The sequence below is a fragment of the Brooklawnia cerclae genome, assembly GCF_011758645.1.
Classification (GTDB): Bacteria; Actinomycetota; Actinomycetes; order Propionibacteriales; family Propionibacteriaceae; genus Brooklawnia; species Brooklawnia cerclae.
Genome location: NZ_JAAMOZ010000005.1, coordinates 31,974 through 53,788 on the forward strand (window position 1 = coordinate 31,974; position 21,815 = coordinate 53,788).

Consider the following 21,815-nt stretch of genomic DNA (forward strand, 5'->3'; position numbering starts at 1 on the left):
GTCACTCCCCCGTGTACCGCGCCGGGCGCTTCTCGAGGAACGCCGTGAGGCCTTCGCGGGCGTCGGTGGTGGTGAGCAGGAAGGCGAGCATGGCGGCGTCCCGCTGCAGCACCTGCTGGGGCGAGAGCCCCGCCGACATGCCGATCATCTCCTTGGTCGCCCGCATGGTGAGGGGTGCGAAGCCGGCCAGCTTGGCCGCGAGTTCGTCGGTGCCGGCACGCAACGCGTCCACCGAGTCGAACAACCGGTAGACCAAGCCGTTCGCGAGGGCCTCGTCCGAGGTGATCATCTCGCCGGTGAGCATCATCGCGGCTGCCCGGGACTGGCCGATGAGACGTTGCAGGCGCTCGGTGCCACCCCACCCGGGCACCATGCCGATGTTCATCTCGGGCAGGCCGAACTTCGCATTGGCGCTGGCGATCCTGATGTCACAAGCCATGGCGATCTCGAGTCCGCCGCCGAGGCAGTACCCGTTGACGGCCGCGATCGTCGGGACGTGAAGGTTCTCGATGCGCGTGAACAACGTGTGGCCGACCTCGATGTGCCGGTAGGCGAGAGCCGGCGTGTAGGCGACCAGTTCGTTGATGTCGGCACCCGCGACGAACGACTTGGGCCCGGTACCGGTCACCACCAGGACGCGGATGCCCGGGTCGCGCTCGATGCCGTCCATGATCTCGTGCATCCGCTCGCACACGGGGATGCTCAACGCGTTCCGCTGTGCCGGACGATCGACGACCAGCGTGGCCACCGACCCCTCGCGCTCGACACGAATGTCCTCGCCGCTTCCGGCGGCGAACCGTTCACTCACTGCTGTTCTCCGTTCCTCCAGCTCGGTCTCCCCAACTCGGCCATGAGCTTGGAAAGCGCTTTCAGCGTAGCATGGGGCAACCCGTCCGGCCCCACGGAGTACGGCGACGAGCCGCGGGCGACCAGCCCGGAACCCAGGACGGCGCCCCGCCCCGCGAACGGGACGAGACGCCGTCTGGATGAGTCGGCGACCGAAGTCACCTACCAGGGCCTCCGGGCCTGCCGGAGGACGCCTGAGTCTGTCGAAGGAGCACTCCTGTCGTTTCGACAAGCTCAACGACCACCTCCGCGATGACCCCTGAGCCTGTCGAAGAAGCACTCCTGTCGTTTCGGCAAGCCCAACGACCACCTCTGCGATGGCCCCTGAGCTTGTCGAAGGGCAACGGCCGTCCGAGCGGCCGCTAGCGGTCGACGCGGGCCGAGCCGCCGCCCGCCAGCTTCTTCACCTCGGCTGCGGTGGCCATCGAGGTGTCGCCCGGGGTGGTCATCGCGAGCGCGCCGTGCGCCGCACCGAAGTTCACGGCGACCTCGAGCGGCTCACCCGTCAGGAGGCCGTAGACCAGGCCGGACGCGAAGGAGTCGCCACCACCGACGCGGTCGAAGATCGCCAGGTCGTTGCGCTGGGCCGCCTGCACCAGGCCTGCGTCCGCCGACCAGGCGATGGCCGACCAGTCGTTGATCGACGCGGACTTCACCGCGCGCAGGGTGGTGGCGATGACCTTGAGGTTCGGGTAGGCCTTGGCCACGTTCTCGACCATGCGGCCGAAGCTGTCCACCGGCAGGACGGTGAGGTTCTCGTCCACGCCCTCGATCTGGAAGCCCAGGGCGGCGTCGAAGTCCTCCTCGTTGCCGATCATGACGTCGACGTACGGGGCGACGGCGCGGTTGACCTCGCGCGCCTTGTCCTGCCCGCCGATCGACTTCCACAGGCTCGGCCGGTAGTTGAGGTCGTAGCTGATCTTCGTCCCCGCGGCCTTGGCGGCCTTGCAGACGTCGATGACCGCCTGGGCGCTGACCTCCGACAGGGCCGCGTAGATGCCGCCGGTGTGCAGCCAGCGCACACCCTGCTTGTTGAAGACGGTGTCGAGGTCCCAGTCACCGGCAGCGGTCTGCGCGATGGCGGTGTGACCGCGATCGGAGACGCCCTTCGACCCGCGGACGCCGTAGCCACGCTCGGTGAAGTTGAGCCCGTTACGCACCGTGCGGCCCACGCCGTCGTCACCGACCCAGCGGATCAGCGACGTGTCGACGCCACCGGCCTCGACGTAGTTCTCGACGAGGTGACCGACCTCGTTGTCCACCAGCGCGGTCAGCACCCCCGCGCGCAGCCCGAACACCTTGTGCAGGCCGCGCACGACGTTGTACTCGCCGCCGCCCTCCCACACGGTGAACGTCCGCGCGGTGCGGATCCGGGTGTCACCCGGGTCGAGGCGCAGCATGACCTCGCCGAGGCTCAGAGCGTCCCAGCGGCATTCCTCGGCGGGACGAAGCCCGAGATCGACACTCACTTGCCCTCTCCCGTCAGCTCGGCGACCAGGGCCACCGCCTCACGGACCAGACCCTCGATCTTGTCGAACTCACCGGCGTCCACGACCTTGGCCGGCACCATCCAGGAGCCGCCGACAGCGGGGATGCACTTCAGGGCGAGGTACTCGCCCAGGTTGCTGGTGCTCACCCCGCCGGTGGGCACGAACGAGATGTCGCCGAACGGGGCGGACAGGCCCTTGATGGCAGCGGCGCCACCGTAGACGTTGGCGGGGAAGAACTTGACGGTCTTGAGGCCGAGCTGCTCGGCGAGGAGGATCTCGCTCGGGGTGACCGCGCCGGGCAGCACGGGGACGCCCAACTCCTGGGCGCGCGTGACGATGTCGGCACGCAGCCCCGGGCTGACGATGAAGGTGGCACCGGCGTCCACGGCCTGGTCGACCTGGGCGACCGTGCGCACCGTGCCCGCGCCGACGATCAGGTCGTCACGCTTGGCGAGGATCTTGATGGAATCGGCGGCGGCAGCGGTGCGGAAGGTGACCTCCGCGACCGGAAGGCCGCCGGCCACCAGCGCGTCACCGAGACCGGACGCGTTGGCGGCATCGTTGAGCACCACGACGGGTACGATGCGGTGCTTGGTGATGTCGTCGAGAGCGACGCTCATGTGCACTCCTCAGGAGATTCGCCAGCCGACCGGGGCTGGCACCGGTTCGATCCCGACAGCTGATTGGCCAAATCGCCCGCCAACGTCGGCGTTTCGCTCAGTGAAACCATCGGGTCATTTGTCGAAACGAGATTCTATCAGGTCGGCCGACGGTGCGCAGCAGCAGGTCGTCCGCTACACTTCTTGGTAAGCGCTTTCCAAACGACGGGGTGAGGACGCGCACAGATCTGGCGGGAGGACGAATGAACCACCTTGACCAACCCGTGGCGATGGTCACCGGCGGCAACCGGGGCATCGGCCGGGGCATCACCGAGCGCCTGCTCCAGCAGGGATGGGCCGTGTCGATCATGGCGACCAGGCCCGCACCGGACGACCTGCTGGCCGAGTTGGGCACCCTCGGGCCGGTGCGCTACACCCGGGGCAGCGTCGACGACCTGGCGTCCCACGAGCGTTTCGTCGCCGAGACACGGGATGCCTGGGGCCGCATCGACGCCCTGGTGAACAACGCGGGCGTCGCGCCCGCCGAGCGACTCGACATCCTGGAGGCGACCCCGGACAGCTTCGACCGGGTGCTGGGCATCAACCTGCGTGGGCCCTACTTCCTCACCCAGAGGGTTGCCCGCGAGATGATCCGTCTGCGCGACGCGGGCGAGGCCACCCGGGCCGAGGTGGTGGGGACGATCGTGAACGTGACCTCCATCTCGTCCGAGGCCGTCTCGACCAACCGGGGCGAGTACTGCATCTCGAAGGCCGGAGCGACGATGGCCACCAAGCTGTGGGCCGCCCGGCTCGCACCGGAGGGAATCCTCGTCTACGAGGTGCGTCCAGGAGTCGTCGAGACCGACATGACCGCCGGGGTCAAGCAGAAGTACGACGACGGCTTCGCCCACGGCCTGGCCCCGATGCCGCGCTGGGGCCGCCCGTCCGACGTCGGCGGGGCTGTCTTCCAACTCGTCAGCGGCCAGATGCCGTACTCGACCGGCGACGTCGTCCACGTGGACGGCGGCATGCACATCGCGCGGCTGTGATCGCACGTCCCCCACGAGAGGCCATCTGATGGAGCACATCACCACCCGGATCCAGGGAGTCGACGTCCCCACCATCGCCGTCACGACCGTGGTCGTCGGCACCGGATCGGCGGGCTACTGCGCCGCGGACCGGCTCGCGATGGCCGGGCACACCGATCTGCTGGTGATCGCCGACAAGATCCGCGCCGGGGCGTCCCGCAACGCGGGCTCCGACAAACAGACCTACTACAAGCTGGGTCTGGGCGGCGAGGCCCCCGACTCGGTCGCCGACCTCGCCGCCACCCTGTTCGCGGGCGGGGCGATGGACGGCGACAACGCCCTGGTCGAGGCGGCGCTGTCGTCCCGCGCGTTCCTGCATCTCGTCGACGCCGGTGTCGGCTTCCCCACCGATCGGTACGGCCAGTTCATCGGCTATAAGACCGACCACGATCCCCGGGAACGCGCGACCTCCGTCGGCCCCTACACCTCCAAGCAGATGACCGAGCGCCTGGAGGCCCGCGTGAGGGTGGCGGGCATCCCGATCATGGAGGGCTGCCGCGTCGTCGACGTGCTGGTCGACCGCCGAGCCCCGCAGCCGCGTGTCGTGGGTCTCCTCGTCATGAACAAGACGTCGGCGCCCACCGAGCAGGGGGACGAGACCGCCGCCCGCTTCCTGCTCATCGCGTCGTCCAACGTCGTCTACGCGACCGGCGGGCCCGCCGGCATCTACGCCGACTCGGTGTACCCCCACGGTCAGTGGGGCGCCACCGGGGCGGCCCTGCGAGCGGGGGCACCCGGGAAGAACCTCACCGAATGGCAGTTCGGGCTGGCCTCGCTCGCCCCCAGGTGGAACGTCTCGGGGAGCTACATGCAGGTGGTGCCGAGGTTCTTCTCCACCGATGCCGAGGGCGGCGACGAGCGCGAGTTCCTCTCCGAAGCTCTTCCTGACTACGGCATCCAGTCATCCCTGGTGTTCCTCAAGGGCTACCAGTGGCCCTTCGACGCCCGCAAGGCAGCAGACGGTTCCTCGGTGATCGACCTGCTCGTCCACCGGGAGACCGCCGTTCGCGGACGACGCGTGTGGCTCGACTACCGCACCAACCCGATGGGCCGGGACTTCGACCTGCGTGCGCTGCGTCCGGAGGCCCGCGAGTACCTCGAGCGCACGGGGGTGGACGCCGTGGCGCCCGACGCCCCACCCGTGGAGCGCCTGAGACGACTCAACCGGGCGGCGTACGACTTCTACCTGGAACGGGGCCCGCGCGTCGATCTCGCGACCGACCCGCTGGAGGTCGCCGTGTGCGCCCAGCACAACAACGGCGGGCTCGAGGTGGACCACTGGTGGCGCTCGCCGCTCGCGGGCCTGTTCCCCGTGGGTGAGGCGGCCGGCGCCCACGGCGTCTACCGGCCGGGCGGGGCCGCGCTGAACTCCGGGCAGGTGGGGGCCACCCGTGCGGCCCAGTGGATCGCCGAGAAGGGCGCGAAGCGCCCGCCGGACGCGGACGTCTTCGAGGCCGCCGCCACTCCGGCCGTGGAGGCGGCCACCGGGCTCGTCGCCGCCGCCGACGCCAGGTTCAGGTCGGGACGGCCCGACAGCACCGCCGAGGCGCTGAGCAGTGCCGCGGCACTCATGAGTGCCCGAGCGGGCCTGGTGCGCTCGGGCGCCTCGATCAGGGTCGCGCTCGACGAGACCCGCGCCCGCCTGGCACGCCTCGGCGAGACGATCGCGGCCGACGCGTCCAGCCGGCGCTCGGTCGACCGCCTGTTCCTCGTCCGCGACATCCTCACCACCCAGTACGTCTATCTGACCGCCATGGCCGACTACCTCGACCACGGCGGACGCAGCCGCGGCTCGGTCCTGTACACCGAACCCGACGGAGACCTCCCCTGCCGGGAGGACGGAACCGGCGGATACGCCGACCTCGGGCTGGACAAGCGATTCCGTTTCGTCCGGGACGACGGGCGGCTGGACGGCCTCGCACAGATCGTCCGCGCCGATCCCACGGACGGGCCCGTGCCGCCCGTGCGCTGCTCGTGGCGCCCGGTGCGCCCGATCCCACACACCGACGAGCCGTTCGAGGTCGTCTGGCGCACCTACCTCGACGACCGCAACATCAACTGAAAGGCTCACCGATGCCCCGCCTGTCCATCAACCAGTGGTCGATGAAGACCACCCCCTGCGATCGGTTCATCGACGCGGTCGCCCGCGCCGGTCTCGACTCGGTCGGCCTGTGGCGCCAGAACGTCGCCGAGATCGGCGTCGGACGCGCTGCGAAACAGGTGGCCGACGCCGGCCTGAGCGTCAGCACGTTGTGCCGGGGCGGGTTCCTCACCGCGTCCACCCCGGCCGCACGTGCCGAGGCCCTGGACGACAACCGGCGCGCCATCGACGAGGCGCACGCGCTCGGCACCGACACCCTGGTCATGGTGGTCGGCGGGCTCGAACGCGGCCAGTCGATCCGCGAGGTGCGCCGGGCGATCCCGGCGACGATCGCCGAACTGGCACCCTATGCACGCCAGGCCGGCGTCCGGCTCGCACTGGAGCCCATGCACCCCATGTTCGCCGCCGACCGGGCGGTGATCTCGACGCTGGGCGATGCGCTGGCCATGGCGACCGCCTCGGGGGACGACTCGGTCGGCGTCGTCGTCGACACCTACCACATCTGGTGGGATCCGGCCGTGCTGGACGACATCGCCCGCATCGCGCAGGCCGGCCGGCTGCTCAGCTACCAGGTGAGCGACTGGTCGCTGCCCCTGGCGTCCAACCCGCTGAACTCCCGTGGGGTCATGGGCAACGGGTACATCGACTTCGCGGAACTCACCGGGGCCGTCGCGGCGACGGGCTACTCCGGCAAGGTGGAGGCGGAGATCTTCAACGAGAGCCTGTGGGCCATGCCCGTGGACGACGCCCTGGCCCTGGTGAAGATGCGCTTCGACAGCCTGGTCGCACCGTACCTGTGAGCCGGTTGCCGCGCACAGAGCGGTACGCCGGTCACGTGGCAGACTTGGGCGCATGACTAGCGGCGGCGATACGGCAGGACCGACACCGGTCGAGGCCATCGACCGCGCTATGGCACTGCTCACCGCCTTGTCGGACGCCGACTCCGAGGGGGCCACACTGGTCGGCCTGTGCCGCGACCTCGGCTTCAACAAGTCCACCGCCTACCGCGCCCTGGCGACCATGCGTGCCAAGGGCTTCGTCACCCAGGACGAGGACGGCACGTATCGCCTGGGGCCGGCGGCCGTCGGCCTGGGCGCGCGCTACTTCGGCCCCGACTCGCTGGCGCAGCTGTTGCACCCGGCCCTGCTCGTCCTGTCACGCGACCTGGGCGAACTCGTCCACCTGGGCATCCTCAACGGAGACCGTGTCGTCTACGTCGACAAGGTCGAGCCCGACAAGGCTATCCGCGTCTGGTCACAGGTAGGACGCAACGTGCCCGCGGCCACCACGTCGCTCGGGCGGGCCATCCTCGCCTGGCGGAGCGTCTCGGACGAGCAGTTGGACGCGTTCGTCGGCTCGGCACGGGAAGCCGCGACGCTGAGGGACGCCCTGGCCGGCGCACGCCGGCGCGGCTACTCCACGGAGATCGAGGAGAACGAACCGGGCATCGCGTGCATGGGCGTCCCGATCCTCACCAACGGCTCGGCGGTGGCGGCGATCAGCGTCACCATGCTGGCCCCCACCCTGGACGACGACCGCGTCGCCCAGGTCGCCGGACGCATGGCCGAACTCCTACCCCCCCGGCTGCCCGATCCCCTGCGGTTGCCCTCGCAACTCGCCGGGTGAGCCTCGGAAACTACTGAGGGGCTGGCGAGAAAACCCGCCCGCTACGCATCGCGAAGCGTTCGCTCGCTGGCTCCCCGCTATGTGGGGAGTGTGCCTTCGGGGAATGCCTCTTCTGGAAGCGCTTTGATATATGCGAGGCGCGCGGCGACGGACGCCTCGAAGTTCGCGAACGAAAGGTCGAAGACGGGCTCGTCAGCGACGCCTTGATCTCTGACGGTCGCTGCCACGACGGCAGCGTCGTACTGCTTTTCGCGTACGAGACGCTGCATCAAGATGCGGTATCGATCGAGATACCCGGTGTCGTTGAAAACAGGGTCTGTGGGAAACAACGCCTTCGAGTTGCCAAGCAGCAGTCAGCGGGGACGAGAGGTCGACTGAGCATCGAGCTTCGGCGTCGGGAGCTCCGAGCCGGGATGGCATATCACCAGTACGCGGTTGGCAAGGCCGTCACCAACCCGGACGAGCCGGAGTGGACGGTCGTCGAATGGCAGGATCGGTGCCTTCCTGTTCGGGCAAACGATGCGTTCACCGCCGAAGAGGCAGCCGGGGCGTACTCCTGCTATCGGGTCACGACACCGTGCCACCACAGATGACACTGAGATTCATCGACGCCTTCCCCGAATAGCCTTGGGATGTCCTCACATAGGAGGGGCGGGCCCGGCGCGGGGGCGTGGTGGTTGAGGACGCGCGAGGGTCGTCCCGCTGGCCGCGGCCCCGTAGCTGCCCAGTAGGGGAAGCGTCGGGGCTGCTGCGTCACCCTGATTTCTGCACATCGACGCGCCCAAACGGCGGCGGAAAACGCTTGCTCTGGCGCGTCGATGTGCAGAAATCAGGGCGGACGACCGATTTGCCGTGATTGCCGGCCTAAACAGCCAGCGCCCACGGATTCAGGCAGGTGACGCCGAGCGGCTCGAAGTGCCGGGTGTAGAAGTCCGCCTCATGCGAACAGGACTCGCAACGCGTCCCGATAACTATCGGGTGAATGGCGAGTCGTCGGCGAGACAAGCAGAATGTGGCGTCCTAAGCGCGTCGCATACTCGCCGGCGAGCGGAAGCATGACGCAGGTGGTAAAGCCGTTGCTCCAGGCTGCGATCAGGTCGTCAAGCGCTAGGTAGTCCGGCGATGTCCGGAAAGGACCCGATGGGTGTCGGTGAGTCCGTTGCTGCCATTTCTGGAAACTGATGCCCAGTTGACTGTCTATATCGCGGTCGCTGGCACGGGGGTGAAGCGCATCGAAGATGCCCTGTCGTGAAGGTGTGCCAGCGGCTCGCGAACGCTCACCTCTGACAAGTTCAGCGAGGGCCGCGGACCACTCGGTCTCCCAACGGTCCGATCGCCACCCCTGCGGGGCGGCAGCATGCTCAGATGGAGCCGGATCAAGACCCGGTAGCCGTGTCTGTGTGCTGAGCTGATAAACCTCGCGCACATATAGCAACTGGAGCATTCTGAGCGTCGCCGACTGCACAGAGATCACCATCTCCGGTGGCCAGCGATCGCTGTCCTCTTGATTCAGATATAACATCTCGTCCTATCGCCGAGCTGGTTGAGGGCGCCCCGATAGGACACCCTCAACCAGGTGCCGCCACATTCAGAAGCTGGTCTGCGGCCCGTAGGAGTAGCAGACAGCTCCAGTGACCAACATCACGTGCGAACCAGCAGTCACGTAGCCGATTCCTCCGGACGGGTAGAAGACGGTCCGAGAATCACCCCAAACGGCCGGGCTCTCGCCCCCTGAGAAGGGCTGATGATTAATTCCTGCAGTGCCCATCAACTGGACACTCCAGGACCGGTAGCTGACGGGCGCGGTGACTGCGAATCCGGTGTTGATGTAGACATCCCTGTTGTTCAAATCACGAGTAAGAGAAACGTAAGCACTGCCGCAAGGTCCCTCTTTCTCATCAAATCCCTGTGGCGAGGCCCCGCTATCAGGTACCCCGTTCACGAGGGGGTACTCTGCCGCAATCGCTTGTGCCTCCTGGGTGACCGGAACCGGGTGCTGGTTTCCATCGGCTCTCGTGCGAATCTCGAAGCCGTGTGCAGCAGCCACCGCAGCGTCGTAGTGGTCAACGCTGAGTGGCACGCTGCTCGTCCGGGAAATCGTGCCCGGTTCGTCTGGCGCAGCACTAGCCGCTTGCGTCGAGGTACTCATCACGACCAACAGGGCCGCAAAGGCGACCGCCAGTCTTCGAACGTGCTTGGCAGGCATGATAAGTCTCCAATGTTCTGGGTGGGCATCGTTGGCTGCAGCGTGCTTTCAGGCTACATGTGAGACGAGCAGGGGTCCAGCATTTTAGGTAATCGCCTAAAAAATCACACGACGGAGGTGAGCAGAGTGCGGCGTGCCTGGTAGAGCGGGTCGTCTCTCATCCCGCGACGGCTGAAGATGCCGTGCTGGACGCGGTGGCGGCCGTTCTCCATCGAGTCACCGGCGGGACGGATGACGCGGCCAGATCTAGGAAACTCCCGCCCTCGTGGTGCCCCTTCGTACCCGCACCGTCGGCACCACTGATCGGGTTCGATGACAGCGTGCTCCAGCACCGGGCCCGGTTTGGGCCGAGGCGCGCCCCACGCTCCAAGCGAGCCTAGGATTGAGACGAGGTTGAGGCGAGGAGTGTGTGTGCGGCAGGACGAGCGGTCCGAACGAACGCGTGACCTCATTTTGAGTGCCGCGGCCGGTGAGATCTGTCGAAGGGGATTCGGCTTGTCCTCGCTGAGCGCGATCGTCTCAGCAGCCAACGTGAATGCGGGCAGTGTGCACTACCACTTCAAGACCAAGCTGGCCATTGGTGCGCAGATCATCCACGATGAGCATGCGCAGTGGGGTGAGTTTCTGCGAGTACACCAAATTCCAAGTCGGCGCGGCCTGATCTCCTTGGCCGCACTCGGAATGCTGGTCGCCGAACGCGCACTGACCAACACACGAGCGCGTGCAGCGCTGGTGCTCGCCACCGACCGGGGTGCGGCTTACTCGGGTCTGCCACCTCAAATCCCAATCTGGAAGACGACTGTGCAGGCGCTGCTCTTCGAAGCGGTTGCTCTCGGGCAATTGAGACCCGAAGCGGCGGCTGATGAAGTGGCGGAGGCAATAGTGTCAGCCTTCATTGGCTATCTTGAGATTCATGACTGTCTGAGGTCCGACATATCAGAGCCGAGCGTGCGCACGGCATCCTGTATCGCCACCATAACAGCCCTGCGTGCCGGTGGAATCGGTGACGTGGCCGAGGTGATTGAAGCCGCCGCGCAGGTGGCGGACGAATTCCTCGAGGATCGAGAGAATGTGCCTACCGGTAACGAGCAGTTCCGTGCGTATCAACCGGAATTCGCAGCCGCGCTTCGTCTGCGGACCCTTCGCCTCGATCCAGACGGGCTCATCGCAAACGAGGGTGTAGGTGGGGTCTGAAGCCGCCGGTTTCGAGCACGCCGCGCGCGATGTAGCTGGGGCAGGTTCCGGAGCCCACACTTGGTCTCCTTAGCCCACGAGGAACGGGACGACGATGATCTTCGCGATGATGCAGATCGCGAACAGTGCGGCATAGCCCGACTCGACCCGTTCGTCGTTGGTCTTCGTGGTCGCGAACGACAGGATCGCCGGCTGGCCGACCAGCCCCGCGAAACCACCCATCGTCCGCTGCGCGGACAGATCGAGCAGCCGCCCACCGAGCAGGAAGAGGCCGGCGGCGGCGATCACGACGACGGCGGCCAGCACACCCACCTTGACCCCCGTCCACGTGAGCATGGACGCGGCGAACGCCGGACCGCTGGCCAGTCCCACGGCAGCGAGGAACAGCAGCAGACCCAGCTGCCGGATCGTCAGGTTGGCGGCCTGCGGCAGGTCCCACTGCATGGGTCCGGTGCGGTGCAGCGCGCCGAGCACCATGCCCATCACCAGGGGCCCGGCGGCAGTGCCCAGTGAGAACGAGCCGCCACCCGGCAGCGGCACCGCGACCAGCCCGAGCAGCAGCCCCGCGGTGAGGCCGAGCGCGAAACCCAGGGCGTCGATCTCGCTGATCTTGCGTTCCGAGTCGCCGAACAGGGCCGCAGCGTCCTCCATGTGCTCGCGCGGGACGACCGCGAGGACGCGATCGCCGGGTTGCAGGACGAGGTCGTCAGCGGCCACCATGTCGAGGTCACCGCGCTTGACGCGGGTGACGGTGCCGCCGAAGCGTCCGGGCAGGTCGATCTCGGCCACGGTGCGCCCGGTGAGACGAGGGCTGGAGATGAGGAAGCGCCGGAAGTCGACATCGGCACGATCGTGGGTGAGCATCGTCCTCGCGGGGCGTCCGAGGGCGGCGGCCGCCGTCTCGACAGCCGTCTTCGGCCCGACGACCAGAACCATGTCGTCCACCCCGAGGTACTCCCCCGGCTGGACGACCTGCGTCCGGTTGCCCCGGCGCAGATAGCTGAGCTTGATGTTCTGGGTGTTCCAGCCGGGCAGGTCGTCGATCGCCGTCGGGTGTTCGACGATCACGCTCATCGTCGCGATGCCCGCGCCGGCGAGCGACGCGGTGTCGCGCCGGGCCGGCCACTCGCGGCCGATGCCGAGGGAGACGACGAGGATCGCGATGATCACGCCCACCGGGTAGGCGAGCGAGTAGCCGACGGCGACCTGCGGATCGCCCCCGGAGGCGGCCGATGCCGCGGCCAGAGCCGGGGTGGCCGTCAGCGAGCCGGCGAACGCGCCCGCCACCGTGGTGCCCGGGACGCCGACCATGCGCGCCCCCACCCCGGCCACGACTCCGACGACGAGGACGACCACCACCCCCAGCGCCATGAGCGGCCATTGGGTGCGCAGGTCACGGACGAAGGTCGACCCGGCGGCCAGCCCGACCGTGTAGACGAACAGCGCCAGGCCCAGCGCCTGGAGGACGCCGAGAGACTGGCCGATGCGCGGATCGAGGCAGCCGACCGCCAGCCCCACGAACAAGGCGCCGGCCGCGCCGAAGCGCAACGGCCCGAACGGGATCTGCCCGACGGCGGCGCCGACGGCAAGAACGATCATTACCGCCAGCAATGGATTGCTGACAAGCACCTCCACCATGTGACAATCCCTTCCGCAGCTCGGCCGCCGTGTGCAACGCGGACGCCGTCGTCCCCATTCCCCCATCGTGGCAACACGCGGGGTCCCGTGGGCGTGTCGTCGGCGTGTCGCGAGCTTTCGCCCCCGATCGGACGCCCCGCGCATTCCTGAAACGACGGTGTCCGCCATTCACGGCAAACCCTCAGGTTATTCGTGGGAGCGATAGTGGCAGGCGACCCCCTTTCGTGGCATTCTGATGTTCACGGTCGATTCCGGCAGTCCCCCCGGCTTGCCGATGCGCGACCATATGACCGGGGCTCGCGTCTCAGGGGGTGGGTGCGCGAGTCCCGGTCTTTGCGTTCACCACTCCGGGTTCGCCGGTGGACGAATTCGAGCCACCCCGCGCGGTGTCGGAATAATGCGACCCCAGGGGCTCGTTTTCCACGATGACAGACGTGACCGCGGTCGGATCGGCGATCGGCAACCGGTCCACACGAACCAGGAGACAGCAATGGCCATCACCACCGTCACCAGCGAGAACATCAACGAGACGCTGGCGAAGAACGACATCGTCTTCCTCGACTTCTGGGCCGGCTGGTGTATGCCCTGCCAGCGCTTCGCCCCCATCTTCGAGGCCGCGAGCGACAAGGACCCCGACATCGTGTGGGGAAAGATCGACACCGAGGACCAGCAGGAGCTGGCCGGCGCGGCCGGGATCACCTCCATCCCCACCCTGATGATCTTCCGCGAGGGCGTCCCCGTCTTCTCCCAGGCCGGCGCGCTGCCCGCGTCCGCACTCGACAGCCTCGTCGAGCAGGTGCGCTCGCTCGACATGGACGAGGTGCGCAGGCAGGTGGCCGAGATGGACGCGCGGGACGCGTCCCCGGCGGGCGACCAGCGCGCCTGACCTTCGCAGTCTTCAACGCCCGCGCGCAGGGTGCTCCTCCTGTGCGCGGGCGTTCTGCGTCCGGAGCCCGTCGGCGCCACGGTCGCCTGGTGGACATTTATTGATATAGATTCTCGTTAAGATTAGACTCCCGAGCACGGGGTCGGAGGCCGATCCACGCCTTTCGGACCCCCTGTTCGACCTCCGGAACCTGTGTATAAGGTTAGCCTTACCTAATAGAACATGGTTCAGGAGTTCGACATGGGAGAACCCACGAAGCTGTCCGCTCGGCACCTGGTGAACATCGGCGTCTTCACCGCCATCTATTTCGTCATCATGTTCGGTGGCGGCATGCTCGGCATCATCAGCCCGGCGATGATCCTCGTCGGAGCGCTGATCGCCAGCCTCATCGACGGCGCGGTGATCGCGCTGTTCCTGGCCAGGACCCCGGTCATGGGCGCGATGACGATCCTCGGGACGATCGTCGGCCTGCTCATGCTGCTGACCGGCCACTACTGGGCGACGATCGTGCTGGCCTGCGGTCTGGGCCTGGTCGCCGACCTGATCGTGAGGTCCGGGCAGTACCGGTCGCGCGGCAGAGCCGTCCTGGCCTACGCGGTGTTCCAGATGTGGTACCTCGGCCCCGTGCTCCCGATCTTCTTCGGGTCCCAGGCCTATTTCGACGAGATCAGCGAGTCCATGGGTGCCGCGTACGCCGACGCGGCCCGCGGCGTCCTGACGCCCTGGGTGGTGGTGGTCTTCATGATCGTCCTCTTCGCCGTCTCGTGTCTGTCGGGATGGATCGGCACCAAGCTGCTCGACAAGCACTTCGCCCGGGCGGGCGTCGTCTCGTGACGAACGACACGGCGTCCGCCCTCGTCGTGCCGACCGCCGTCCACCAGGACGAGGGGACGCTGAGGCCCCCGTCCCGCGTGAGGTTCTGGACGCTGGACCCCCGTACCAAGCTGCTGGCCCTTCTGGTGGTGAACGCGCTGGTGCTGGGCACCGGGCCGTTCGTCGTGACCGTCGCCGCAGCCGTGGTCGCGGCCGTGCTCCTGGCCTCCGTCACGACCGGCGCGGCCTGGCGCGTGTACCTGGCGGTGTTCGCGGCCGGGACGGCCTGTTTCTTCCTGGCCTCCGATCTCCTGCCCAACGGTCTGGGCGCGCTGCTCACCGGGGGAGGATTCTGGTTCGCACGGTTCAGCGTCTCGCTCGCGCTGGCCGGATACGTCCTGGCCTCCACCGGGGCGACCGAGCTGGCCGCGGCCCTGCGTGCCCTGGGGCTCCCGCGCGCGGTCGTCATCCCCTTCTCGGTCATGCTCCGATTCATCCCCACGGTCGTCGGAGAGCTGCGGGCCATCACGGACGCGATTAGGCTGCGCGGCCTCGTCCCCACCACATCGAGCCTTCTCGTACACCCCGTCCGAACAGCGGAGTTCATCCTGGTCCCGCTGCTGTCGTCCACCAGCAGGATGGCCGACGACCTCAGCGCCTCGGCGATCATCCGGGGGCTGGGCTCCGAAAGACGGCCGACGTCGATCGTGCGGCTGCGCTTCAGCCGTCGGGACGCCGCGATGGTCGTCGTCCTCGCGGGTCTCGTGGCCCTGCGGATCTCGGGCTGGCGGCCATGACGTCCGCACCGATCATCGACGTCACGGACGTCACCTTCGACTACGGCCGCCCCGGTGGCGCCGCCGGCCCGTACGACGACAGCCCGTCGTCCGCCATCGATGAAGGGCCAGGCGACGAGACCCTCCCCTGCCTGCGCGACCTGTCGTTCCAGGTACGGCCGGGTACTCTCACGCTGCTGTGTGGGGCCAGCGGATCGGGGAAGTCGAGCGCGCTGCGGCTGCTCAACGGGCTGGTGCCGCACTTCCACTCGGGACGGCTCAGCGGCACGGTCACGGTCGCGGGCGTCGACGTCCCCCACACGAACGTCGCCGACGCGGGGCGCACGACCGCGACGGTCTTCCAGAATCCCCGCACGCAGTTCTTCACCTCCGACGTCACCAGCGAGCTCGCGTTCCGGGGTGAGAACTACGGCGACGACCCGGACGTGATCGCCCGGCGCATCCTCGACGCTGCCCGGCGACTCGGCATCACCCCGCTGCTGGGCCGCAACCTCGACCGGCTGTCGGGAGGCGAACTCCAGAAGGTCGCATGCGCCCAGGCGGTGGCCGCGCAGACCCGGGTCGTCCTGTTCGACGAGCCGACCTCCAACCTGTCGCCCGAGGCCATCGACGAGTTCGCCGACCTTCTGGCCGGGCTCAAGGCCGACGGGCACGCCGTCGTCGTGGCCGAGCACCGTCTCTACTTCCTGGCCGATCTCGTGGACGAGGTCATCCTGCTGGACGAGGGACGCGTCATCGCCCGCTTCGACCGCCAGGGGTTCGGGCGGCTCACCGACGACGACCGGCGCACCCTGGGTCTGCGCTGCCTGACCCGGCCTCCGACACCGGTGGCGGAACCGGTCGCCGAGGCCTCCGGGGACGACGGTCTCGTGCTCGACGATGTGCGCTTCGGCTACGGAAGTCACCAGGTGCTCGACATCGGGCACCTGTCCTTCCCGGCCGGCGGCGTCTCGGTGCTGGTCGGCGACAACGGAACCGGGAAATCGACTCTGGCGAGATTGATCTGTGGGCTGCTCAGGCCCTGGTCGGGGTCGTCGATCCGTCTTTCCGGCCGGCCCGCGAACGAGCGGCGGCGCCTGGCCGACAGCTACATCGTGATGCAGGACGTCCACCGCCAGCTGTTCAGCGACAGCGTCGCCCGCGAGGTGACCCTCGGCCTGCCCGACGAACAGGCCCGCCACCTGGACGTCGCGGACCTGCTGGCACGGTTCGACCTCGACGGCCTGGCCGGCCGTCACCCGCTGTCACTGTCGGGAGGGCAGAAGCAGCGGCTCGTCATCGCCTCGGCCATGGCCTGCCACAAATCCGTCTACGTCTTCGACGAACCCACCTCGGGAGTCGACCATCGGCACATGGTCGAGATCGTCGGGCAACTGCGCGTCCTGGCCGACCAGGGTGCCGTCGTCATCGTCATCACCCACGACCTGGAACTGATCGACGCCTGCGCCGACCTGCTGGTGACCCTGCGCCGCCTCGGCACGGGACACCCCGGTGAACCCCAGGCCGAAACCCGTACTCCGATCCACAACCCACCGAAGGGAACCCTATGAGCACCGCTCCATCCCTTTCCGACACGACCACCGCGCCATCCCCGGACGCCGTGACGCTGGAGTCCGACCCTCGCGCGAAAGACCGCGCGGGACGCGCCGCCATGACCGAGCTCATGCGGCCGGTCGCGGGCATGCTCCGGCTCGGCAGGCTCCTGTCAGGTGCCTCCGCCGTACTCGCGATCGCCCCCTACGTCGCGCTCGTCCGCCTGGGCGAAATCCTGCTGCGCGCCTGGTCGTCCGGGTCCGCGCCCGACGCCGGACAGGTCACACTGACCGTGAACGTGCTGATCGGCACGTTCTGCGCCCGGCTGACGCTGTATTTCCTCGCCCTGGCGATCACCCATTTCGCCGACGCCAAGCTCGGCGCGCACATCCGCGGCCGTATCGTCGACGCCATCGGCAGAGCCCCGCTGGCGTGGTTCACCTCGACCAACTCGGGGCGCATCCGCAAGGCCATCCAGGACGACACCCACACCGTCCACACCCTGGTGGCGCATGCCCCCGTCGAGACGACCTCTGCCGTCGTGATGCCCCTCGCGCTGCTGGCGTACGCGCTGGTCATCGACTGGCGGCTGGGGTTGCTGACCATCGCCGCCTTCCCCCTCTACGCCGCGCTGCAGGCCTGGTCCATGAGGGACATGAACATCAAGACCGCCGAGATGGACACGCGCCTGGCGCGGGTGTCGGCCACGATGGTGGAGTTCGTCAGCGGGATCACCGTCGTGAAGGCGTTCGGCCGCGTCGGCCACGCCCACGACAACTACGCGAAGGCCGCGCGGGAGTTCTCCGACTTCTACCTGGCCTGGACGGTCCCCCTGCTCAAGGGCTCCGCGCTCTCCTCGTCGATCGTGGCCCCACCCGTGCTGCTGCTGATCAACCTCGGCTTCGGCTCGCTGATGGCCGGCGCCGGGTGGGTGTCGGCGGCCGACGTCATCGCCTGCGCACTCATCGCGCTCGTCCTGCCGGCGTCCATCGAGGTGATCGGCCATTCGCAGTGGTCCTACCAACTGGCCGGGGCATCAGCGCTGCGCATTCTCCAGGTGCTGGAGACCCCCTCGCTCCCCACCCCGCCCCACCCCGCCGAGCCGCAGGGCAACGACATCCGGTTCGACCACGTCAGCTTCTCCTACGGCGAGACCCTGGCCGTGGACGACGTCAGCCTCGACCTGCCGGCCGGGACCACGACCGCTCTCATCGGGCCGTCCGGCTCGGGGAAGTCGACGCTGGCGACGCTCGTCGCCCGGTTCGCCGACCCCGACCGGGGAACCGTGACGATCGGTGGGGTCGAGGTGCGGAAGATGACCACCGAGGTGCTCTACCGGCACGTGGCCTTCGTCCTGCAGGACCCGCAACTCCTGCGCATGTCGATCCGCGACAACATCGCACTGGCGAAGCCGCTCGCGACCCTCGACGAGGTCCGGGAGGCCGCGCGAGCGGCGATGATCGACGACTTCGTCCTCACCCTCCCGAACGGCTACGACACCGTCCTCGACGACGACACCGACCTGTCGGGCGGTCAGGCCCAGCGCATCGCCATCGCCAGGGCACTCATCGTGGACGCGCCGATCCTCGTCCTCGACGAGGCCACGGCGTTCACCGACCCCGAATCCGAGTCGGAGATCCAGCGCGCCCTCAACCAGCTCGTCGCGGGTCGCACCGTGCTGGTCATCGCCCACCGACCCGCGTCGGTCAAGGGAGCCGACCAGATCGCGGTGATGGAACGCGGACGACTCGTCGCGGTCGGCAGACACGACGAGATCGCCGACCAGCCCTACTACGCGGGCCTGTTGCGAGCCTCGGCCACCGACGGCGACCGTTCCGCCGCCACGAAGGAGAACTGATCATGCGCACCGAAGCGGCACGACGCGGCCTGCTGGCCCTCTACCTGCAACTGCTCACTGCACGAGGCCAGACGGCGCTACGGCGGAGCCTGGCTCTGAGCGCGGTGTCAGGGATACTCCAGGGCACGGCACTGGTCCTCCTGCTGCCCGCTTCCGTCGCCCTGTCGACGGGAGAGCCCTGCTGGGGACTCGGCTTCGCCGGGTGGCTGTGGGTGTTCGCCGGCCTCGCCCTGGCGAGCGGGCTGGTGGCCTACGTCAACGCCATCATCGGCTACACCGCCGCCCTGGACATGATCGAGTCCGTCCAGACCAACCTCGGCAACCGGATCGCGAAGCTTCCGCTGGGCTGGTTCCAGGCGTCGTCCGCCGGCCATCTGTCGCGCATGGTGACCCAGCAGATGATGATGCTCGGCGAGAGCCTGGCACACCTGCTCGCGCCGACGGTCACCAACTCGACCTGCGCGCTGGTCATGGTCGTCGGAAGCTGGGCCTGGGACTGGCGACTGGGGCTCGTCCTGACCATCGCGGCCCCCGTCTTCTGGGGGTTCCTCAAGCTGGCCCAGCGGTGCCTGGCCCGCGGCAAGCAGATCAGCGAACCGGCCGAGATCGAGCTGGGCTCGCGAATCGTCGAGTTCGCCCAGTCACAGGGCGCGCTGCGTGCCTGCGGCCGGGCTACCTCGTTCACCGAACTCGACCAGGCCAACACCCGGGCACTCGCGGCCCAGCGCAAGGACCTGTGGTGGAGCCTGCTGGCGAACCTGCTGCACGGCATGCTCGGCCAGATCATCGTGGTCACCCTGATCGTCCTGGCAGCCCACCTCGCCACGGGTGGGCTGCTGGGCGCCACGCAGGCGATCGCCTTCATCGGCCTGTGCCTGCGGTTCACCACCACGCTGGAAGAGGTCGGCTCCAAGCTCATGGGCGTGGAGGACCGCCGGCCGATGCTCCACCAGGTGGACGACGTCCTGAGTGCTCCGGCTCTTCCCGAGCCCGACTCCTCGGCGCCGACGCCCACGGCCGGTACCGTCGAGTTCCGCCATGTGGGATTCGGCTACGTGCCCGGCACACCCGTGCTGACCGATGTGTCGTTCCACGTGCCCGCCTCGTCGATGTGCGCGCTCGTCGGCCCGTCGGGATCCGGCAAGACGACGATCGCCAAGCTGGTGGCGCGCTTCCACGACGCCGGGGAGGGCTCGGTGCTGGTCGCGGGCGCGGACGTGCGCGGCCTGACGGTCGCTGACCTCATGGCACAGCTGTCGATGGTGTTCCAGGACGTCTACCTGTTCGACGACACGCTGGAGGCCAACATCCGGATCGGGCGTCCGGACGCCTCCGAGGACGACCTGCGCGAGGCCGCACGGTTGGCCGGGGTGACCGAGATCGTCGACCGCCTGCCGGACGGCTGGCGAACCCGCGTCGGCGAGGGCGGACGTGCCCTGTCCGGCGGTGAGCGCCAACGTGTGTCCGTGGCCCGCGCGTTGCTGAAGCAGGCGCCGATCGTCCTGCTCGACGAGGCCACGAGCTCGCTCGACCCCGAGAACGAGGCCAACATCGTCGCCTCGATGGAACAGCTGCGGCGCACCTCGACGCTGATCGTGATCGCGCACAAGCTCGACACGATCCGCACGGCCGACCAGATCGTCGTCCTCGACTCCACGGGGAGCATCGCTGCCATCGGGACGCACGACGAACTCATCGACCGGCAGGGCCCCTACCGCGACTTCTGGAGGGCCCGTGAGAGCGCCCAGGGGTGGCAGTTGGTCTGAGCCGCATCACCTCGCGAGCCGGTGGACGGCCCCCAGCGCTGGCGATCCGCCCTTGCCCATGGCATAGGATCGCCGTGTCGGCGTTTGGGTGCGTCCACCGACTGGGCAGACTGAATCCTACAACCGGCCACAGGATCTGCCGACCGCCGGTCGCAGGAGGGAGGAGGCGCGATGGCTTGGCTGCACAGCCTTGAGCGAAGGCTCGAGAGCTTCGTCAACACCCTTTTCGCACGTGCCTTCCGGGGCGAGGTCGAACCGATCGAGATCGCCACCCGGCTGCAGAAGGAACTCGACGCGCAGGCCAAGCTGCTCAGCCGCGACAAGCGTCTGGTGCCCAACAACTTCACCGTGCACCTTTCGCCGCACGACTACGACGAACTGGCTCCCATGGCCCGCACGATCAACGACGACATCGTCCCCGAGTTGCGTCGCCACGCGGGGGAACGGCACTACGTCTTCAACGGCCCGATCCGCATCGACTACGCCTGCGACCAGTCGCTGTCGGTCGGCAGGTTCCGCGTGGACAGCGAATCGGTGGCCACGGTTGCCGAGTCCGGCGGGCCGGCGTCCACCACGACGATCAGGCGGGCACCGCTGGTGCTGGAGGTCAACGGGGTGCGTCACCCGCTGCTGCCGCCCGGGTTCACCGTGGGGCGCGGCAGCGAGGCCGACCTGCGCATCAACGACCCCGGCATCTCGCGGCTGCACGCCCGCGTCGTCGTCCGGCCACACAGCGACGGGGATGTGACGGTGACCATCGAGGACCTCGGATCGACCAACGGAGTGATCGTCAACGGCCAGCGCGTCACCCGCACCGAACTGGACGACGGCGCGCGTATCGAGATCGGGTCCACCCGCATGCTCGTCCACTCGCCGGTGGGGTCCTGATCTTGAGCGCGCTCCTGCTTGCGGCCCTCAAGGTTGCGTTCCTGCTGCTGATGTGGCTATTCATCCTCTTCGTGACCAACGTGATCCGCACCGACGTCTTCGGTCGCCGGGTGACACCCGACGAGCTGGCCGCCGGGGGCGGCATCGTCCACCAGGCGCCCCCGGCCCCCGTGCCGACCGCACCCCCCGAGCCCGCGCGCATCGTCATCACCAGCGGACGGGCGCAGGGCACCTGGGCCTCGCTGCCCGCCGTCGGGGAGGAGATCGTGCTCGGACGAGCAGCGGACTGCCAGCTGGACGTCGACGACGACTACGCCTCCAGCCGCCACGCGCGCGTCTGGCACGACCGTGAGGGGTTCGTCGTGGAAGACCTGTTGTCGACCAACGGAACCTATGTGAACGGGCAGCAGATCTCACAGCCGACACGCATCGGCTTCGGCGACGTGGTGCGCGTCGGGCGCTCGCAGCTGCAATTGGAGGCATGAG

The 21,815-nt window shown here is 68.3% G+C and carries 19 protein-coding genes; 13 read left to right on the forward strand and 6 right to left on the reverse strand.

What is annotated here, in order from left to right:
• Window position 1: 1 nt before the first annotated feature.
• The 3 genes from FB473_RS16915 to eda form a co-directional block, all read right to left on the reverse strand.
• Complete coding sequence (locus tag FB473_RS16915; RefSeq protein WP_167171787.1) at window positions 2-808, reverse strand: enoyl-CoA hydratase-related protein; 807 nt, start codon at window positions 806-808, stop codon at window positions 2-4.
• A gap of 400 nt (window positions 809-1,208) precedes the next feature.
• Complete coding sequence (locus tag FB473_RS16920) at window positions 1,209-2,315, reverse strand: PfkB family carbohydrate kinase (protein ID WP_167171790.1); 1,107 nt, start codon at window positions 2,313-2,315, stop codon at window positions 1,209-1,211.
• Window positions 2,312-2,956, reverse strand: a complete 645-nt coding sequence (gene eda / locus FB473_RS16925; RefSeq protein WP_167171794.1) for a bifunctional 4-hydroxy-2-oxoglutarate aldolase/2-dehydro-3-deoxy-phosphogluconate aldolase — start codon at window positions 2,954-2,956, stop codon at window positions 2,312-2,314. Before eda ends, FB473_RS16920 begins: the two co-directional genes overlap by 4 nt.
• Window positions 2,957-3,198: 242 nt before the next feature.
• Here eda and FB473_RS16930 point away from each other — a divergent pair, with 242 nt between their 5' ends.
• The 4 genes from FB473_RS16930 to FB473_RS16945 are packed head-to-tail and all read left to right on the forward strand — an operon-like array spanning window position 3,199 to window position 7,750.
• Complete coding sequence (locus tag FB473_RS16930) at window positions 3,199-3,984, forward strand: 3-ketoacyl-ACP reductase (protein ID WP_167171798.1); 786 nt, start codon at window positions 3,199-3,201, stop codon at window positions 3,982-3,984.
• Window positions 3,985-4,012: 28 nt separating this feature from the next.
• Window positions 4,013-6,085 carry an FAD-dependent oxidoreductase gene (locus FB473_RS16935; protein ID WP_167171802.1) on the forward strand — a complete coding sequence of 691 codons (2,073 nt, stop codon included), beginning with the start codon at window positions 4,013-4,015 and terminating at the stop codon, window positions 6,083-6,085.
• An 11-nt stretch (window positions 6,086-6,096) separates the two neighbouring features.
• Window positions 6,097-6,924 carry a sugar phosphate isomerase/epimerase family protein gene (locus tag FB473_RS16940; protein ID WP_167171805.1) on the forward strand — a complete coding sequence of 276 codons (828 nt, stop codon included), beginning with the start codon at window positions 6,097-6,099 and terminating at the stop codon, window positions 6,922-6,924.
• A 52-nt stretch (window positions 6,925-6,976) separates the two neighbouring features.
• Entirely contained in the window at window positions 6,977-7,750 is a 774-nt protein-coding gene (locus FB473_RS16945) for an IclR family transcriptional regulator (protein WP_167171809.1), read from the forward strand.
• 77 nt (window positions 7,751-7,827) lie between these two features.
• Here FB473_RS16945 and FB473_RS18640 read toward each other — a convergent pair whose 3' ends face one another.
• Together FB473_RS18640 and FB473_RS16955 are read right to left on the reverse strand one after the other, a co-directional pair.
• A complete protein-coding gene (locus FB473_RS18640; protein WP_167171812.1) occupies window positions 7,828-8,079 on the reverse strand; it encodes a PaeR7I family type II restriction endonuclease in 252 nt (83 codons plus the stop codon).
• Between the two features lie 1,259 nt (window positions 8,080-9,338).
• Entirely contained in the window at window positions 9,339-9,956 is a 618-nt protein-coding gene (locus tag FB473_RS16955) for a hypothetical protein (RefSeq protein WP_167171815.1), read from the reverse strand.
• A 411-nt stretch (window positions 9,957-10,367) separates the two neighbouring features.
• On the opposite strand from FB473_RS16955, the gene FB473_RS16960 reads away from it, so the two are divergent.
• Window positions 10,368-11,150 (forward strand): TetR family transcriptional regulator, encoded by a 783-nt coding sequence (locus tag FB473_RS16960; protein ID WP_167171820.1) that lies wholly within the window; start codon window positions 10,368-10,370, stop codon window positions 11,148-11,150.
• Between the two features lie 69 nt (window positions 11,151-11,219).
• Here the strand turns inward: FB473_RS16960 and FB473_RS16965 are convergent, their stop codons facing one another.
• Window positions 11,220-12,788 carry an aspartate:alanine exchanger family transporter gene (locus tag FB473_RS16965; protein ID WP_167171823.1) on the reverse strand — a complete coding sequence of 523 codons (1,569 nt, stop codon included), beginning with the start codon at window positions 12,786-12,788 and terminating at the stop codon, window positions 11,220-11,222.
• Between the two features lie 490 nt (window positions 12,789-13,278).
• Between FB473_RS16965 and trxA the strand changes: the two genes are divergently transcribed.
• From trxA to FB473_RS17005, 8 genes are all read left to right on the forward strand, one after another.
• Window positions 13,279-13,674 (forward strand): thioredoxin, encoded by a 396-nt coding sequence (trxA, locus tag FB473_RS16970; RefSeq protein ID WP_167171827.1) that lies wholly within the window; start codon window positions 13,279-13,281, stop codon window positions 13,672-13,674.
• Window positions 13,675-13,914: 240 nt separating this feature from the next.
• Entirely contained in the window at window positions 13,915-14,508 is a 594-nt protein-coding gene (locus FB473_RS16975; protein ID WP_167171830.1) for an MptD family putative ECF transporter S component, read from the forward strand.
• Window positions 14,505-15,284, forward strand: coding sequence for a CbiQ family ECF transporter T component (locus FB473_RS16980; RefSeq protein WP_167171834.1), 780 nt, complete (start codon window positions 14,505-14,507; stop codon window positions 15,282-15,284). The genes FB473_RS16975 and FB473_RS16980 overlap by 4 nt, the downstream gene beginning before the upstream one ends.
• Window positions 15,281-16,834 carry an ABC transporter ATP-binding protein gene (locus tag FB473_RS16985; RefSeq protein ID WP_167171837.1) on the forward strand — a complete coding sequence of 518 codons (1,554 nt, stop codon included), beginning with the start codon at window positions 15,281-15,283 and terminating at the stop codon, window positions 16,832-16,834. Before FB473_RS16980 ends, FB473_RS16985 begins: the two co-directional genes overlap by 4 nt.
• The gene (locus FB473_RS16990; protein ID WP_167171840.1) at window positions 16,831-18,675 is read left to right on the forward strand and encodes an ABC transporter ATP-binding protein; all 1,845 of its coding nucleotides are present in this window, start codon (window positions 16,831-16,833) and stop codon (window positions 18,673-18,675) included. The genes FB473_RS16985 and FB473_RS16990 overlap by 4 nt, the downstream gene beginning before the upstream one ends.
• Window positions 18,676-18,677: 2 nt before the next feature.
• Entirely contained in the window at window positions 18,678-20,441 is a 1,764-nt protein-coding gene (locus FB473_RS16995; RefSeq protein ID WP_167171843.1) for an ABC transporter ATP-binding protein, read from the forward strand.
• Between the two features lie 171 nt (window positions 20,442-20,612).
• Window positions 20,613-21,329, forward strand: a complete 717-nt coding sequence (locus tag FB473_RS17000) for an FhaA domain-containing protein (RefSeq protein WP_167171846.1) — start codon at window positions 20,613-20,615, stop codon at window positions 21,327-21,329.
• A 2-nt stretch (window positions 21,330-21,331) separates the two neighbouring features.
• A complete protein-coding gene (locus tag FB473_RS17005) occupies window positions 21,332-21,814 on the forward strand; it encodes an FHA domain-containing protein FhaB/FipA (protein WP_167171849.1) in 483 nt (160 codons plus the stop codon).
• Window position 21,815 lies beyond the last annotated feature (1 nt).

Bases quoted from the DNA above. Each gene is read 5' to 3' on its own strand.
- FB473_RS16955 (WP_167171815.1), bottom strand. From the start codon at position 9,956: ATGCCTGCCAAGCACGTTCGAAGACTGGCGGTCGCCTTTGCGGCCCTG.
- FB473_RS16930 (WP_167171798.1), top strand. From the start codon at position 3,199: ATGAACCACCTTGACCAACCCGTGGCGATGGTCACCGGCGGCAACCGG.
- FB473_RS16985 (WP_167171837.1), top strand. From the start codon at position 15,281: ATGACGTCCGCACCGATCATCGACGTCACGGACGTCACCTTCGACTAC.
- FB473_RS16945 (WP_167171809.1), top strand. From the start codon at position 6,977: ATGACTAGCGGCGGCGATACGGCAGGACCGACACCGGTCGAGGCCATC.
- FB473_RS16965 (WP_167171823.1), bottom strand. From the start codon at position 12,788: ATGGTGGAGGTGCTTGTCAGCAATCCATTGCTGGCGGTAATGATCGTT.
- trxA (WP_167171827.1), top strand. From the start codon at position 13,279: ATGGCCATCACCACCGTCACCAGCGAGAACATCAACGAGACGCTGGCG.
- FB473_RS16975 (WP_167171830.1), top strand. From the start codon at position 13,915: ATGGGAGAACCCACGAAGCTGTCCGCTCGGCACCTGGTGAACATCGGC.
- FB473_RS16990 (WP_167171840.1), top strand. From the start codon at position 16,831: ATGAGCACCGCTCCATCCCTTTCCGACACGACCACCGCGCCATCCCCG.
- FB473_RS16935 (WP_167171802.1), top strand. From the start codon at position 4,013: ATGGAGCACATCACCACCCGGATCCAGGGAGTCGACGTCCCCACCATC.
- FB473_RS16995 (WP_167171843.1), top strand. From the start codon at position 18,678: ATGCGCACCGAAGCGGCACGACGCGGCCTGCTGGCCCTCTACCTGCAA.
- eda (WP_167171794.1), bottom strand. From the start codon at position 2,956: ATGAGCGTCGCTCTCGACGACATCACCAAGCACCGCATCGTACCCGTC.
- FB473_RS16940 (WP_167171805.1), top strand. From the start codon at position 6,097: ATGCCCCGCCTGTCCATCAACCAGTGGTCGATGAAGACCACCCCCTGC.
- FB473_RS17000 (WP_167171846.1), top strand. From the start codon at position 20,613: ATGGCTTGGCTGCACAGCCTTGAGCGAAGGCTCGAGAGCTTCGTCAAC.